A 14,614-nucleotide genomic window follows, 5' to 3' on the forward strand; every position below is an offset into this window, starting at 1 on the left:
GGCGGGGTGCAGGCTGCGGGGTGGGGTGCGGAGGGGGTTCGACGGCGGGTCTTGGCGGTGCCGCGCGGGATGGCGCTCGGCGGGGGCGGGCTCCGATTGGGGGGGGGACCCCGTGCGGGTCCGACCGTCCCGCCGACAGGCAACCCGCCCCCGCCCATCCCGCCGCGGGCCCCGCGCACGTCAGGTCCGCCTACGGACCACACAGCGACGCCGGCCTCGATACGGACGCAAGGGGCCCTGTGCGCGGAGGCGCCCACCCCGACCGGTCACCCGGATCCTGGACTCGCCAGGTGTGAGCCCCTTCCGGCCAAGTGGGTCGAATCCAAGGCAAGTCGGGCGGCGAAACCCCGTAGGCCGTCGTGGCCGTGCTCATGGAGCGGCGACCGCGGTCGCGACCGGCCGTGGGAACCATATGCATACGTTCGGCGTTGTTCCGTTACAGCGGGCACCCTTGACAGCGTGCGTACTGTTTCGCGACGTTTGATCCTTGCCGACCGTTCGATCGGCAATGGGGGAATGGGGGGCGGTCGCCCATGCGATCGACGAGCAGCGACACGCACATCACGATCCACAGACCCGACGAACTCGATGCCGCGCTGCGGGGGGCCTGGCACCGGGCGATGGACGAGTCCCCCGATTACGCCAACCCGTTCCTGGCACCGGAGTTCGCGGCCGGGATCGGCAGACACCGCGCCGGCACCCGGGTGGCGGTCCTGCACCAGCGAGGCGAGGCCGTGGGCTTCCTGCCGTACGAGCGCGGCAGCTTCGGTGTGGGCCGGGCCGTCGGCCTCGGACTCTCCGACTGCCAGGGCCTCGTGCACCGCCCCGGGGTCACCTGGGACACCCGGGCGCTGCTGAAGGCCTGCGGGCTCTCGGTGTTCGAGTTCGACCACCTCGTGGACGAGCAGAAGCCCTTCGCCCCCTACGTCACCGGCACCTTCGCCTCCCCGGTGATCGATCTGAAGGTGGGCAGCGACAGTTACCCGGAGTGGCTGCGCGGCGCCTACCCCGGGCTCGCCAAGACGACCCTCAAGAAGGAGCGCCGGCTCACCCGCGACCTGGGCGAGCTGCGGTTCGTGTTCGACGAGCGGGACCCGAGTGCGCTGCGCACGCTGATGCGATGGAAGTCCGCGCAGTACCGCAGGACGGGCCGGATGGACCGGTTCGCGCGGCCGTGGATCGTGCATCTCGTGGAGGACCTCTTCCAGGTCCGCGAGGAGCACTTCTCCGGTGTCCTGTCGGTGGTGTACGCCGGTGACCGGCCGGTGGCCGCGCATTTCGGGCCGATCTCGCGCACCGTCTTCGCTCCCTGGTTCACCGCGTACGACCCCGAGCTGCGCTACTACTCCCCCGGCCTGATCATGCACCTGCGCATGGCCGAGGCGGCGGGGCGGCGGGGGGCGCGGCTCATGGACATGGGGCGCGGCGACAAGGAGTGGAAGGACTGGCTCAAGACCCGGGAGCTGCGCGTGGCGGAAGGATTCGCCACCCGCCCCCACCCGGTGGCGACCGCCCACCGTATGTGGCGGCGGCCGGTGCGGGGCCTGCGCAACACGGTCAACGCGCACCCGGCCCTGCGCGAGCCCGCCGACCGCCTGCTGAAGACCGTCGGGACCCTGCGCACCTCCCGGCAGCACGCGCACTCCGGTGGGGCGGGACCGCTGGCGAGCTGAGCTCGCTCCTCCGGAGGCAGGGGACCGCCGGCGAGCTGAGCCCGCTCACCGCCTCCCCGCAGCGGGCACGCTGACCTCCCGCACGGCTCTTCTCTGCCCACCGACACAAGGGGTGCCGATGCCGTACGGCTCACTGCTGGCCACGACGATGACACGGCGACTGGGCCGCGAGTGCGTCTACACGCCCTCGGCCCGGCTGGCCCTGTACCTGGCGCTCCGGCGCTGGTGCCGGCCCGGGGCTCGGGTGCTGATGTCGCCGGTGAACGACGACGTGATCCTGTTCGTGGTCCTCGCGGCCGGACTGCGCCCCGTGCAGGCGCCCGTGTCCGTGTGGGACGGCAACATCGACCCGGCCGCCGTACCGGAGTCGACCTGGCGGAGCGTCGACGCGGTCCTGACCACCAACCTGTACGGCGTCCCCGACCGGGTCCTCGAACTGCGGCGCCGCTGCGAGCAGTTGGGCATCCCGCTGTTCGAGGACGCGGCGCACGCCATCGGCAGCCATGTGGACGGGCAGCCGGTCGGGACCTTCGGCAGGGCGGCCGCCTTCAGCCTCTCCAAGCACGTGGCCGGGATGGCCGGCGGCTTCCTCGCCGTCGAGGACGCCCGTACCCGCCGCGAGCTGGAGCTGCTGCGGGACGACCTCCTGACCCCCGGCCGGCTGCGCGAAGACCTGGCCACGACACTGCGCCCCCTGGCCAGGTCCGCCGTCCGGTCGCTCCACCTGGTGCGGCCGGTGTGGCGGACCATGGAGCGGCTGGGGCTGATGGAACGCGAGGCGTTCCGGATGGACCTGCGGGCACCGCGACTGGCCGCCGCCGCCCGGGAGGCGCCGGGCCTGACCGCCTACGACCGGTGGATCCGGGTCGATCTGCACGGCTACCGCTCCCGGCACGGCTCCCTGGTCCGCGGCCAGTTGCGGGTGCGGATGGCCCGCCTGGACGAGGACCTCGCCCGGCGCAGGGCCGGCGTCGCGCTTCTGTCGGGCACACCGTGGGCCTCGCCCGCGCTGCGCGACCGTACCGCGCACGACGGCCCCCTCCCCCTCTTCAGGGTGCCGCTCCTGGTCCACGACCGCGACGCGCTCGTCCAGCGCCTGGTGCGGCACGACGTGGTCTCCGGCTACCTCTACGACCCGCCGCTGGACGACTACGCGGGCGCGGAGTTCGTGGAGCCCTCCCCCGATCCGTCGGCCGCCCGCTGGTTCGCCGCGCACGCGCTCCCGGCCGATCCGCTGCTGGTCCGCAGGATCCTGGCCGCGTTCACGAAGGAGCGGGTGGTCGACGCGCACCCCGCGCTGCTGCGGCCGGTCCCGGACGCCGCGCCGCCCCGGATCCTGGGGCAGTGAGCTCTGCCACCCCGACGATCGATCAAAACATCAGGGGGTTAGCATATGAGCGCTGCCTAGCTCGAAAGAGAATTCTGTGACTGTCAAGGACGACTCGTTCACCGACTGGAAGAACCGCGAAGAGATCGCGGAATCGATGATCCCGATGATCGGGAGGCTGCACCGGGAGCGGGACGTAACGGTTCTCCTGCACAGCCGTTCCCTCGTGAACAAGTCGGTGGTCAGCATCCTCAAGACCCACCGGTTCGCCCGGCAGATCGCCGGTGAGGAGCTCTCCGTCACCGACACGCTGCCCTTCGTCCAGGCCCTCACCACGCTGGACCTCGGCCCCTCGCAGATCGACATCGGCCGCCTGGCCGAGATCTACAAGACCGACGAACGGGGCCTGTCGGTCGCCGAGTTCACCGCCGAGGCCGTGGCGGGCGCGACGGGCGGCAACAAGATCGAGCGCCGCGAGCCGCGGGACGTCGTCCTCTACGGCTTCGGCCGCATCGGCCGCCTGGTCGCACGCCTGCTGATCGAGAAGGCCGGTTCCGGCAACGGTCTGCGGCTGCGCGCGATCGTGGTCCGTGGGGGTGGGGGCCGGGCCTGCGAAGATCTCGTCAAGCGGGCCTCGCTGCTGCGCCGTGACTCCATCCACGGCCAGTTCCAGGGCACGATCACCGTCGACGAGGCCGAGGGCGCGATCATCGCCAACGGCAACACCATCAAGGTGATCTACGCGAACGACCCGTCCGAGGTGGACTACACGGCGTACGGCATCAACGACGCCATCCTCATCGACAACACGGGCAAGTGGCGCGACCGCGAGGGCCTCTCGCAGCACCTGCGCCCCGGCATCGACAAGGTCGTGCTGACCGCGCCGGGCAAGGGCGACGTCCCGAACATCGTGCACGGCGTCAACCACGACACCATCAAGCCGGACGAGCAGATCCTGTCCTGCGCGTCCTGCACCACGAACGCGATCGTGCCGCCGCTGAAGGCGATGGCCGACGAGTACGGCGTGCTGCGCGGCCACGTGGAGACGGTCCACTCGTTCACCAACGACCAGAACCTGCTGGACAACTACCACAAGGCCGACCGCCGGGGCCGCTCCGCGCCGCTCAACATGGTCATCACGGAGACCGGCGCGGCCTCCGCCGTCGCCAAGGCGCTGCCCGACCTGAAGGCGCCGATCACCGGCAGCTCGATCCGGGTACCGGTGCCGGACGTCTCCATCGCGATCCTGAGCCTGCGGCTGGGCCGCGAGACCACCCGCGAGGAGGTCCTGGACTACCTGCGTGACGTCTCGCTGACCTCTCCGCTCAAGCGCCAGATCGACTTCACGACGGCCCCGGACGCGGTCTCCATGGACTTCGTCGGCTCCCGCCACGCCTCGATCATCGACGCGGGCGCCACCAAGGTCGACGGCGACAACGCGATCCTCTACCTCTGGTACGACAACGAGTTCGGCTACTCCTGCCAGGTGATCCGGGTCGTCCAGCACGTCTCGGGGGTCGAGTACCCGACGTACCCGTCGGCGGTCTGATCCGGGCTCGTCCGGAACTTCGCGGATCAGTGCGCACCGAGGGTGCGAGATGGGCTCGGAATGCACATCTCCAGCACCCGCGCGCTGATCCGCTCCGGGATCAGGGCCGGCTCGCCGCCCTGGCCCACTCCCCGAGCACCGGGACGCATTTCTCGGCGAAGTACTCGTAGTCCTCGGCCGTGTTGTAGACGTGCGCGGACAGACGCAGGTAGCCGACGCCGTCGAAGCTGGTGAAGGCGGCCTCGACGTCGAGTTCGCCGGCCACCCGGTCGCGCAGGGCGTCCGCGTCGAGGCGGGTGAGGCCGAGGCCGTCGGGCAGCCGCACCAGACGCATGCCGGGCACGGGCATGCCGACGTCGACCGCGCTGTCGGCACCCGTGAGGTCGGCGAAGGCGGCCCCGATCACCTGAGCACCGTAGTCGGCGAGTCGGTCCATGTAGCCGCGGGCGGCGGGCCACCCCCAGGTGTCGGCGACAAAGGCGAGAGCGGTCGGCGCGGCGAGGTAGGCGGTGGCGTCCAGGGTGCCCTGCTGGTCGAAGCGGTCGGGGTACGGATCGCGCGCGCCCCATGAGTCGATCAGTGGGTGGAGCGCCTCGCGGAGCGGTCCACGCGCGACCAGCGCCGCCGTACCGCGGGGTGCGCAGCCCCATTTGTGCAGGTTGCCGGTCCAGAAGTCGTACGTCGCCCCCGCGAGCGGCGATTCGAGCAGGCCCGGCGCGTGGGCGCCGTCCACGAGCACCGGGATGCCGCGACGCCCGGCCTCCGCGCCGATCCGCTCCACCGGCAGCCGACGGGCGGTCGCCGAGGTGATCTGGTCGAGGACCACAAGGTCGGTGCCGGCACTCAGCGAGGCCACGACGGCCTCGTACGCCGTGTCCTCGTCGGCGCCCAGCGGGACATGGACGGTGCGCACCCGGCCGCCCCAGCGGCGGGCCAGCCGCTCGGCGCCCATGCTCACCGCCCCGTAGCCGTGGTCGGTGACGACGATCCCGCCGCCGCGGCGCCTGGTGAGTGCCTGGTGGACGACGCTCGCCCCGGCACTGGCGTTCGGCACCAGGGCCAGATCGCCCGGGTCGACGCCGAGGAAGGCCGCGAGTTCGACGCGGGCCGCCGCGATGCGCTGCGGCAGCGTCGGGAACCACACCACCGGTGAGCGTTCCATCTCGGCGCGCAGGGCCTGCTGGCGTTCCTGTGCGACCAGAGGCACCGCCCCGAACGACCCGTGGTTGAGGTGCCGTTGGGCGGGGTCGAGCGACCACGCCTCGGCGGCGGGCCTGCCGTCGGGCAGCAGCAGTGGGGCCGGCGCTCCGGCCGGCTCGGTGTCGCTCACGGAACTCTCCCTCGTCGGCGGTGTCGGGACGGTCGCCCTCCAGAGGAAACACCAAGGGCCCCGGATCAGCGGATCCGGGGCCCTCGTACCGTGCGATGCCCTGCTCAGCCGAGCACGACGTCGGCGTTCGCGTGCGCGGCGACACCCTGGGCCGAGACGAACGCGCCGAGGTCGGCGCAGACGGCGAGCGGACCGGCCTCGACGTGCAGACCGGAGGTCGCGGCGACGGCCACACCACCGGAGATGGTGTCGAGGTCCGCGTCGTTGATCTCGATGGTCTCGAAGCGGGGAGCGGAGTTCATGACGTGCGTTTCCTTTCGCGGAAGCAATGCCGGGGGACGGCTCCCGGATCGAAGCATGACCAGGCCATGACTGCCAGTCGCTCCCCGCCGGTCGTCGCGTCCGGCTTCACCAGCGTCGCAACCCGCTCACCGAACACGTCATTTCCTTCACAGACTTCGCTGTCGCACCGACACGCAAAAGGCATGTGACGGCACAACCGCGGCCGCGGTCCGCGGCGGTTCCGAGCCGGTCGACAACGGTGTGCAGGTTCACCGGATTTTCCATGACGGCCAGGTCGCGGCGCCTGGTCCTCGGCTCTTGTCGTCCCCCTGCGAAAAACGTTTCACGTACCGCGAGGGTAGACTTGCGTCGCCCGGTCGAACGGCCGCAACAGCGAGGGGGTGGACGCCATTTCGCTTCGCCCCGCCCGCATCCAGGACGTCGCCGCCGCGGCCGGAGTCTCCGTGTCCACGGTGTCGAACGTCCTGAACCGGCCGGAGCGGGTCAATGCCCGCACCGCCGAGCGGGTCCGTGACGCGGTCGCCGCGCTCGACTACGTCCCGCACCCGGGAGCCGCCGGTCTGCGCACCGGTCACTCCTCGTCGATCGGTCTCGTGCTGCCGGACGTGGCCAACTCGTTCTACTCACGCGTAGCGCGCGGTGCCGCGGACGCGGCGTACAAGCACGGCTACTCCCTCGTGCTCTGCGACAGCGGCGACGACGCCGAGCGGGAGCAGGGCTACTTCACCATGCTGGTCGAACAGCGGGCGGTCGGCGCGGTGGTGGTCCCGCTCAGCGCCGACCCCACCCGGCTGTCGCGGCTGCGCGAGCGCGGGATACCGCTGGTCCTGGCGGACCGCGCGATACCCGCCCAAGAAGGCTGCTCGGTCTCCGTGGACGACATCGCCGGCGGCCGCATGGCCGTGCAGCACCTGCTGGACCGCGGGGCGCACGACATCCTCGTCGTCAACGGCGACCGTACGATCCGCCAGTGCGCCGACCGCTACCAGGGCGCCCGCCAGGCCGTACGCACCCGGCGCGAGGCCCGCCTCGGGCAGGTCGTCGCCGAGGAGATGACGGTGGCGTACGGCACCGCCATAGCCCGGAGTCTCGACGAGCTGCCCGACGCCGTCTTCTGCACCAACGACTTCTTGGCGGCGGGACTGTGCCGCGCACTGGGCGAGCGCGGCGTGAAGGTCCCGGAGGACGTCCAGGTGGTCGGGTACGGCGACCTGGACATCGCGAGCTTCGTGGGCACGACCCTCACCACGGTCCGTCAGCCCGTCGAGGAGCTCGGCAGGGCGGCCGTGGAGATGCTCCTCGACGAGGTGGAGGCCCGGACCGAACACGCCCATGAGGCAAGGGTGTTCGCGCCGGGCATGGTTCTGCGGGACTCCACCCGGTCAGCCTCCGACGGGCCTTTCTAGCGTCACCGGACCCAGCAGACCGGACGGCAGCTGCGAGGGGAACGCCCAGGCGGTCGGGGTGGCCTCGGCGAGGTAGGGCGCCAGGGTGTTGTGGACGGTCACGTCGAGGCGGACGGTACGCCCGGCGCAGCCGCGCAGTGCGAAGCGGTACGGCGCGCAGAAGGCCTCCCCGACGAGTTCCCCGTCGACGGACACCGCCGCGCTGCCGCGCACCCGGCCCAGGTCCAGCACCGGATCCGGCCCGGCCGCCAGCTCAAGGGTCCGCGTGTAGGTCACGCCTCCGCTCCAGCCTCCCAGCCCGAACTCGCCCCACTCCCCCAGCGGCAGAGGTGCCGGAACCGTGCGCACCCGCACCGGCCCGCGCCAGGCCGAACCACCGCGCAGGACGGCCGTGGGGGCGGTGACCACCTCGAACTCCGTTGCTTCGGACAGGGGCTGGTCGAGCGGCAGCTCTCCTTCGGCAAGCTCGATTTCGGCCCCGCCGCCGATCCTCACCCGGGCCGGAAGCTCCACCGGCAGCTCCAGGGACATGGTTCCCGCCGGCACGGTGAACCGGAAGCGCTGCTCGGCCTCCCGGACGTCGTCGGTGGACCGCAGCGGCAGAACGGCGGAGCCGAGCACAGGGGCTCCGGCCAGCCACTCGGCCTCGGGCAGGGGGTGCGGTCGTACCGCAGCGGCACAGTGCTGCAACTCACCCCAGCGACCCTCGTGTTCGACGGTGAGCCCGCTCCACTTCCCCGTCCGGGCCTCCCAACCGGGGCCGCTGACCAAGGCGGTGGTGTCCGCCACCAGGTCGACGAACACCGCGTCCCGGGCGTCCACGCTGTCCGTCACGAGTTCCAGGTCGTGATCGCCCGCGCTCAGGGCCAGTTCGTGCCGGAAGAACATCGGCACCGCGCCCCAGTCGGACTCGTAGTACTCGACCTTCTCCTGTCGCGCCACGACGGCTCCGTCGAGCAGGACGGTCACGCCCACCGCGGCGCCCACGACGAGGACCGCCGTCGCGCCCGGGGTCGGGGTGCCGATCCGGCCGCGGTAGGTCACGCGTCCGTCCGGGCGGACGCCGTCGGGGACCCGCATGAAGAGCGGGCGCGGGGCGAACCCGTCCGGACGGGAAAGGCAGAAGAAGCTGCCCAGGGGGGTGCCGGCGGCGCCCGAGATGGTCTGCGGGCGGTCCTGGGCGTCGGACAGTTCGTACTCGAGCACGTTGCGCGCCCGCCCGACCTCCACCCGGGCGGAGGCCAGGTAGCCGCCGCCCGTGTCGACCCTGCTGCCGTTCCACCACACGCGTTTGGTCGCGGCCGCGCCGATGTGCAGGTCGGCGGGCCCGCGGTGGCCGGTCTGCACGACGGTCCTGACCCGGGCGACAAGACCCGGCCCGGGCACGGGAACGCGGACGAACTCCTCGGGCACCAGGCCCTTGTTGCCCAGCAGCCCGTTCGGGTCCGGGATGCCGCGGCTCGACGAGTACAGCGAGACGTCCCACCCGGCCGGAGCCAACTCCTGCTCCCCGGAAAGGACTTGCTCGACTGCGGCCGCGTCGAGGGGAGCCGGTGCCTGAGCGGACGGCAAGGGTGCGAGAACGCGGACCCGATTGCCGTAGGTCACGCGTGCCCGCTCCCAGGGGCCGTCGCCCTCGCTCCACCGCATGGTCCAGATCTGCGGCTCGGCGACGGACGATCCGGCGGGCAGCGCCAGGTCGCCCCAGGTGTTGTCCATCGTGGGGACGAGGCTGCCCTCCCAGCCGCTCGACAGGTCGAGGGGCTGGGACGCCTGCGGCTCCGGCCGCGCGGGCGGAGGTGTGTCGTCCGTCGGCGGGCCCTCGCGCCATACGACGAGGGCGGCCGGGGCGCCTTCCAGGGGCACCTCGACGGTGGAGACGCCCCCGGTGACCGTGACGCGTGCGGGCCGCCGGTCGCCGGTCGCGGGGTTCCAGACCTCCGCCTCGGCGACCGGGCCCCGCACGGTGAGGGTGGAGCTGCGGGCGTAGCGGGCGGGGTCGATCTCGTGACGGCCCCGCGGCGGATGCGTACGGGCGTCGGGGAACGCCCCCGTGACCAGCGCGACCGCCATGTCGCCGTTCCTGCGGACGAGCAGCGGCACCTCCCCTGTGGCGTAGCCGGAGGCGTCGGCGACCGCCGCCGCGGCGGCCTCGGCGTCGGGCACCCGCTCCAGGCGCGGGTGGTCCACCAGCGCTGCCACGACGGCGTCGTCACCGGACGTCCCCGAGGCATGAATCGGTGGCCGGCCGACGACCACGACCCGGCCCCCTGCGTCGAGGAGTTCGGTCAGCCGACGGGCCGTCTCGTGCTCCAGGACGCTCGTCGAGGGCAGCAGGACGGCGGTGTACGCCAGGTCCCGGACCCGCAGGGCGCCGTCGCCGGCCTTGGCGCCCTGGACCGAGGCGTCGTCGATCACGTCGAAGGAGACGCGACGGCGGTCGAGGGCGCCCACGGCGGGTTCGAGCCAGTTGTTGGTGCCGCAGAGCTCCAGGTAGTGGCGCTGGGTCTCGTCGGCGTCGGCGTGGGGCGCGCCGAGGCGGCCGTCGCCGAAGTGCTGGACGGGGGCGTCGAGCGGGATGAGGGCCTGCATGGTGGCGGTGGGGTGCAGGACCGCCACGTCGGCGCTGTAGGTGCCCCAGGACAGGATCGAGCAGATCCGGGCGACGGCCCGGGAGAAGGCGGGGTACTGCTGCCAGTAGGGCTGGCGCCAGTCGGTGGAGGGGGGCGCCCACTCGAACCAGCCGCCCGCGGTGCCGAAGTAACTGGCGTGCGGGTTGTACAGGTTGGCGCCGCTGCGCAGGAACGGCAGCAGCCAGTCGTAGGTCTCCTCCAGGGTGCCGCCCCAGCCGGAGGAGTGGAACGACTCGATCCAGACGCGCTCGTGCCCGTAGAGGTGGGCCATGGAGGAGTGCACCTTGGCGTCGCCGTGGTGATCGCTGCCGGCGGCGCTGTACCAGCGGTGGGTGCGGAAGTAGTCCGTGTAGAGCTGGGTCGACTGGGCCGGGAAGCCCGAGCGGGCCGGGTGGCTCTGGTCGCAGCCCAGGAGCAGGCCGCGTTCCTCGTGCCAGGCGGCGAGGGGGCGGAAGAGGGCCTCCTCGGTGAGTTCGGCACGGACGGCGTAGTAGTCGGCGCGGATCTTGCGGGCCCTCGGGGTGTCGCCCGTGAAGAGGGCCGGGAGGTGGTCGAGGAGGTCGTAGCCGCGCCGGGTGCGGAACTCCTCGGGGAACCGGGCGGTCCAGGAGTTGGTGGCGGGCAGTTCGTCCTGGAAGCTGCCGGCGACGACGTTGCCCAGGTACTCGGGGACGCGGCGGTCGTACTCGTGATGAATGGCGTCGAACAGGTGGCCGACAGCCTGGGGGTTCAGGTAGTCGAAGGCGGTGGGGACGGCGAGGACCAGGCGTACCTCGGCGCCGTCGGGGGCCTCGATCCGCGCGAGCCCGGCGAGACGGCCGGTGTCCGTTCCGCCGACCGGCAGCCGTGCACCCGAACTGTCGTACGCCCCCAGCAGTGTCTCGGCACCCCGCAGCGCGACCGTGCCGCCCGAGACGCGGGCCGTGCGCGAGCGCAGGGCCCGGCCCGCCGCCTCCGGGTGCCGTCGGGTGATGCCGCCCTGGACGTTGGCGCCGGAGAAGCCGATCTGGTCGTAGAACCACAGTCGGGTGCCCAGGTCACCGGCGATCTCGCAGGCGTCGGTGAAACGGGCCCACCACTCCTCGCCGAACCACACCGGATCGTCGGTGCGGGCGCCGAAGGTCGGTCCTGCCGGGGCCAGGTTGATCACCACGAGGTTGTGGACACCGCCGTCCGCGAACCGGCGCAACTGCCAGGCGAGGCGCTCGCGGGTGACCTTGGCGCCGGACCACCACCACAGCGGGGTGGGTCCGAAGTCCCGGGGCGGGTTGTCGAACAGCTGTCGCAGAGCTGGAGAGATCACGGATAGGTCCTTCCGACTACGGCCCGGACACTCTCACGGATCAAAAACGTTTTACGTCAGCCTCACCGTAAGACAGTCCCGAGGAGCCCACCAGGGCTGCGGGGCCGTCAGGTCGTTTCCACGGATGGCCGCATGACGTCTTGTTGGAACGTTTTTACGCTCCTATAGTCGCTGGACATCGGCCGAGAACAGCGACGTCCCCCTCCGCTCGGACCCACTCTCCCCAGACGGAGCCGCATCATGGCCCGAACCTCCCCTGCCCCGAACCAGCCGGAACCACCCATCGAGAAGCGCCTGTGGAAGGTCGCGACGCTCTCCGGCATGGCGTCCTACCTCGACGCCGCGCTCATCGTCAGCATCGGCGTCAACCTGGCCATCTACCGCGACGCCTACGACATGGGCGTCTGGATGGCCGGGGCGATCAGCGCGATCGTCACCATCTGCATCGCGGTCGGATCCCTGGTCGGCGGCCGTCTCGCCGACGTCTTCGGCCGCCGCCGCCTCTACAACCTCGACATCCTCTGCTACGCCGTCGGGGCGATCATCATCACGCTGGCGCCCGACGACATCACCCTTCTGGTGGGTGTCCTGCTCGCCGGTCTCGCGGCAGGCGCCGACCTGCCGACCTCCCTGGCGGTCGTCTCCGACGCGGCCCCCGACCACGCCCGGGGCAGGCTCATCGCGTTCACGCAGGTCATGTGGATGCTGGGCATCATCGTCGTGGTCTTCGCCGGCTTCGCCCTGTCGGACACCGGCATGCTCGGCGCCCGCCTGATCACCGCCCATCTGGCGGTCGCCGCACTGCTCACCTGGCATCTGCGCTCCCGGCTGGAGCTGGCCACCGGCCCGGACGCGGAGCAGGACCGGGTCCCGGCGGAGAAGCCGGCCGAGCAGCAGGGTGTGGCCCTGAAGAACGTCTGGACCCGTGCCGCGCTGATCCCCATGCTCGCCACCTTCGCCTTCTACGTCACGTGGGGCCTGGGCGCCAACACCATGGGCCAGTTCACGACGTATCTGCTGGTCACCGTCAGCGGGGCCTCGCAGAGCGTGGCCACCGGCATCAACCTCGCCTGTCTGCCCATCGGTCTGATCCTGACGCTCGCCTTCGTGCGGATCGCCGACGGGCCGCGGCGCGACAAGATGTTCTACGTCGCCACGGTCGTGCAGATCGCCGCCTTCGCGATCGGCACCCTCACCCTCGGCGCCATCGTGGGCTTCCTCGTCTTCTACGTCCTCTACCAGCTGTCCTATCCCTTCGCGGGCGAGGCCAACTACAAGGTGTGGTCGCAGCTGACCTTGCCCGCCGACACCCGGGGCACCACGCAGGGCATCACCTACGCCGTCTCCCGCGGGGTCTTCGCGGGCGTCGCGTTCGTCACGCCCGCACTGCTCGACAGGAGTCCCAGCCTGTTGCTGTGGGTGATCACCGGGTGCATGGCGCTGTCGGCGGTCGCGGGCGTCTACATCGTGCGAGTCCTCGTGCCCCGCGCGTCCCCGGACGTCACCGCTCCGGCCGACGTCAGGGTCGCGCAGACCTGAACCGACCACCGAAGGAGCGCCGACCATGGCGACCACCGAATCCACCACGACCCGCCCCGGTGAACGGCAAGCCGCCCTGGCCGAGTTGCTCCCGCCCATGACCCGTCGCCGCCCGCGGATCGGGCTGGTCTCCGGCGGACTCGGCACCTACTGGCCGCAGTTCCCCGGCCTGCTGCCCCAGTTGAAGGAGTCGGCGGCCTATGTCGCCGAGCGGCTGGGGCAGTTGGACGCGGAGGTGACGGACGCCGGGTTCGTCTCCGACGCCCAGGAGGGCGCGGCCGCCGCCGAGCGGCTGCGCCGGGCGGACTGCGATCTGATCGTGCTGTTCCTGACGACGTACCTGACCTCGTCGATGGTGCTGCCGATCGCCCAGCGGACCCACACCCCGGTCCTGGTCGTCGACCTCCAGCCGTCCGAGCGGATGGACCACGCGTCCTTCGACACGGGTGCCTGGCTGGCGTACTGCTCGCAGTGCTCGGTGCCGGAGGTCGGCAACGTCTTCCGGCGGGCCGGGATCCCCTTCCGGTCGGTGTCCGGCTGGCTGCGGCAGGAGTCGGCGTGGCGGCGCGTCGAGCGGTGGGTGCGGGCCGCGCACGTCCGGGCCGCGCTGCGGCACGCCCGGCACGGGCTGATGGGGCACGTGTATCCCGGGATGCTCGATGTGCAGACCGACCCGACGCTGCTCTCCGCGACGTTCGGCTCGCATGTCGAGGTGCTGGAGTTCGACGACCTGCGGCAGCGGGTGGAGAAGGTCACCGAGGCGGAGACCCGGGAGCGGGTGGCGCTGGCGCGCAGGCTGTTCAGTGTCGACGACAGCGTGGTCGACGAGGACTTCGCCTGGGGCGCGACCGTGTCGGTCGCCCTGGACCGGTTGGTGGAGGACTTCCAGCTCGACTCCCTCGCCTACTACCACCGGGGTCTCGACGGCGAGTTGCACGAGCGGCTCGGTGCCGGGATGATCCTGGGCGCCTCGCTGCTCACCGCCCGGGGAGTGCCCGCGGCCGGGGAGTTCGAACTGCGCACCAGCATCGCCCAGTTGGCCTCGCAGAGCATCGGCGCCGGGGGCTCCTTCACGGAGATCCAGGCGCTGAACTTCGAGGACGGGGTGGTGGAGATGGGCCACGACGGGCCCGCCCATCTGGCGCTCAGTTCCCGGGATCCCCTGCTGCGGGGCCTCGGCGTCTACCACGGCAAGCGCGGCTGGGGCGTCAGTGTGGAGTTCGACGTCCGGCCGGGGCCGGTCACCTTGCTCGGGCTCGGCCAGGACGCGGACGGCAGCCTGTCCTTCGTCACGTCCGAGGGCACGGTCGTCCCCGGACCGGTGCTGGAGATCGGCAACACGACCAGCCGGGTGGACTTCGGCCGGGACCCCGGGGAGTGGGTGGACGCGTGGAGCGCCACGGGGGTCGGGCATCACTGGTCGCTCGCGGTGGGCCTGCATGGCGCCGATTTCGGGGCGGCGGCGAGCCTGCTGGGGATCGATCACCGGGAGGTCTAGGGGCGGTCCGGCCGCGGTCAGGGGGCTGAGCCGCCCACACCCGCGGGCCAGGG

General features: G+C 71.8%; 9 protein-coding genes. 6 read left to right on the plus strand and 3 right to left on the minus strand.

Annotated elements, in window-relative coordinates; translation table 11 throughout:
• Positions 1–533 precede the first annotated feature (533 nt).
• From IF54_RS0123100 to IF54_RS0123110, 3 genes are all read left to right on the plus strand, one after another.
• Positions 534–1,673: a GNAT family N-acetyltransferase gene (locus IF54_RS0123100; RefSeq protein WP_030321704.1), complete on the plus strand. Its 1,140-nt coding sequence runs from the start codon at positions 534–536 to the stop codon at positions 1,671–1,673.
• Positions 1,674–1,791: 118 nt separating this feature from the next.
• Positions 1,792–3,021, plus strand: a complete 1,230-nt coding sequence (locus IF54_RS0123105) for a DegT/DnrJ/EryC1/StrS family aminotransferase (protein WP_030321706.1) — start codon at positions 1,792–1,794, stop codon at positions 3,019–3,021.
• A gap of 76 nt (positions 3,022–3,097) precedes the next feature.
• Positions 3,098–4,549, plus strand: coding sequence for a glyceraldehyde-3-phosphate dehydrogenase (locus tag IF54_RS0123110; protein ID WP_030321709.1), 1,452 nt, complete (start codon positions 3,098–3,100; stop codon positions 4,547–4,549).
• A 100-nt stretch (positions 4,550–4,649) separates the two neighbouring features.
• Here the strand turns inward: IF54_RS0123110 and IF54_RS0123115 are convergent, their stop codons facing one another.
• Positions 4,650–5,879 (minus strand): aminotransferase class V-fold PLP-dependent enzyme, encoded by a 1,230-nt coding sequence (locus IF54_RS0123115; protein ID WP_030321710.1) that lies wholly within the window; start codon positions 5,877–5,879, stop codon positions 4,650–4,652.
• Positions 5,880–5,983: 104 nt separating this feature from the next.
• A complete protein-coding gene (locus tag IF54_RS0123120; RefSeq protein ID WP_020137002.1) occupies positions 5,984–6,181 on the minus strand; it encodes a hypothetical protein in 198 nt (65 codons plus the stop codon).
• Between the two features lie 381 nt (positions 6,182–6,562).
• Between IF54_RS0123120 and IF54_RS0123125 the strand changes: the two genes are divergently transcribed.
• The gene (locus IF54_RS0123125; protein WP_030321713.1) at positions 6,563–7,588 is read left to right on the plus strand and encodes a LacI family DNA-binding transcriptional regulator; all 1,026 of its coding nucleotides are present in this window, start codon (positions 6,563–6,565) and stop codon (positions 7,586–7,588) included.
• Here IF54_RS0123125 and IF54_RS0123130 read toward each other — a convergent pair.
• Positions 7,565–11,524, minus strand: a complete 3,960-nt coding sequence (locus tag IF54_RS0123130; protein ID WP_030321714.1) for a glycosyl hydrolase — start codon at positions 11,522–11,524, stop codon at positions 7,565–7,567. The genes IF54_RS0123125 and IF54_RS0123130 overlap by 24 nt on opposite strands.
• A gap of 240 nt (positions 11,525–11,764) precedes the next feature.
• On the opposite strand from IF54_RS0123130, the gene IF54_RS0123135 reads away from it, so the two are divergent.
• Together IF54_RS0123135 and IF54_RS0123140 are read left to right on the plus strand one after the other, a co-directional pair.
• On the plus strand, positions 11,765–13,063 hold the full coding sequence (locus tag IF54_RS0123135) for an MFS transporter (RefSeq protein ID WP_030321716.1): 1,299 nt from the start codon (positions 11,765–11,767) through the stop codon (positions 13,061–13,063).
• Between the two features lie 25 nt (positions 13,064–13,088).
• Positions 13,089–14,561 carry an L-fucose/L-arabinose isomerase family protein gene (locus tag IF54_RS0123140; RefSeq protein ID WP_030321718.1) on the plus strand — a complete coding sequence of 491 codons (1,473 nt, stop codon included), beginning with the start codon at positions 13,089–13,091 and terminating at the stop codon, positions 14,559–14,561.
• The last annotated feature ends 53 nt before the right edge of the window (positions 14,562–14,614 follow it).

Source organism: Streptomyces sp. NRRL B-3229, from assembly GCF_000719505.1.
Taxonomy (GTDB): domain Bacteria; phylum Actinomycetota; class Actinomycetes; order Streptomycetales; family Streptomycetaceae; genus Streptomyces; species Streptomyces griseorubiginosus.

Bases quoted from the DNA above. Each gene is read 5' to 3' on its own strand.
- IF54_RS0123100 (WP_030321704.1), top strand. From the start codon at position 534: ATGCGATCGACGAGCAGCGACACGCACATCACGATCCACAGACCCGAC.
- IF54_RS0123105 (WP_030321706.1), top strand. From the start codon at position 1,792: ATGCCGTACGGCTCACTGCTGGCCACGACGATGACACGGCGACTGGGC.
- IF54_RS0123120 (WP_020137002.1), bottom strand. From the start codon at position 6,181: ATGAACTCCGCTCCCCGCTTCGAGACCATCGAGATCAACGACGCGGAC.
- IF54_RS0123135 (WP_030321716.1), top strand. From the start codon at position 11,765: ATGGCCCGAACCTCCCCTGCCCCGAACCAGCCGGAACCACCCATCGAG.
- IF54_RS0123140 (WP_030321718.1), top strand. From the start codon at position 13,089: ATGGCGACCACCGAATCCACCACGACCCGCCCCGGTGAACGGCAAGCC.